Source organism: Serratia microhaemolytica, assembly GCF_004011885.1.
Lineage (GTDB): Bacteria > Pseudomonadota > Gammaproteobacteria > Enterobacterales > Enterobacteriaceae > Serratia_G > Serratia_G microhaemolytica.
In genome coordinates this window covers 1-1,158 of sequence record NZ_SBEF01000126.1, presented here as the reverse complement: position 1 = coordinate 1,158, position 1,158 = coordinate 1, and the positions used below count along the sequence as shown (strand labels likewise).

General features: G+C 60.5%; 1 protein-coding gene. It reads left to right on the top strand.

Going from position 1 to position 1,158, the window contains the following annotated elements:
• A partial coding sequence (gene tssG, locus EOJ37_RS14275; protein WP_127960523.1) for a type VI secretion system baseplate subunit TssG occupies nt 1-1,158 on the top strand: 1,158 nt, incomplete at both ends.

Genomic DNA, 1,158 nt, shown 5'->3' with positions numbered 1-1,158 from the left:
CATGGCCGATAACTTTCCCCAATTAAGGCGCTTCAACTTCTACCAGTTGGTAGAACTGCTGCGCGCGCTCTCGGATCGCAAAGCCGACCCGCTGCATGATTTAACCCCCGAGCAGGAGCCGATCCGCTTTCATGCTCACAGCGGCCTCGGCTTCCCGACCAGCGACGTGGTCAGCCTGAAACAAGATGAGCACGGCTGCTACCACCTCGAGCTGGCCTTTCTTGGCCTGCACGGCAGCCAATCACCGCTGCCGGGTTACTACCTGGACGAGGTCGCCTACCACGCGGCACAAGGCGAACCGGGCCTCGCCGAGTTTTTTGACCTGTTCCACCACCGCTTTTTTGCCCTGGTACACGCCATCTGGCGCAAACACCACTACTACATCAGCTTCCAACCCGGCGGCACCGACCCGATCTCACGCCAGATCTTCGCCCTGATGGGGCTGGCCGATCCGGCGCTGCGCCAGGCTCTCAATGTCGCTCCCGGCAAAATGCTGGCCTACTCCGGGCTGCTCTCCTCCAACCAGCGCGCCCCGGCGGTGGTGGCTGGCATGGTGGCGCACTGCTTTGATCTTGATGCGGTTCAGTTGCTGCCGTGGCAACTGCGCCGCGCCGAACTGGCCCCCGATCAACAAAACCGGCTGGGGTTACAGCAGCACCTGAGCGGCAGCCACTACCAACGCCGCTCGGTCTTGGGCGAGAACTTTGTGCTGGGCAAATTTATCGATGAGCGGCGTAACAAATTCACCTTGGTGATCTCGCAACTGTCACCGGCACGCCTGCTGACGCTACTGCCCGATGGCGAACACTACTCAGCGCTGGTCAGTTTTGTCTCATTCCTGCTGCCGCAACCGCTGGCGTGGGATCTGCGCCTGGAGCTGGCACGCGAACAGGCGCACGGAATGCAGCTCGGCAACCCAGAGACCGCACGGCTTGGCTGGAACAGCTTTCTCGGCGATCCGCAACAGAGCCATTACACCCCTCGCCTGACCTTGACCATTGAAGCGAACCATGCCGATCCGGTGCCGGATCTGACACTGCCACCGCCAGAAAATGACGGTGATTTTGAGTCGCACTACCGCCATGAGTGGCGCTATATGAAGGCATTAGGCGCACAAATTGCGCGTGAACAGCCGCATCTGGCCGATTTTATTGGTGA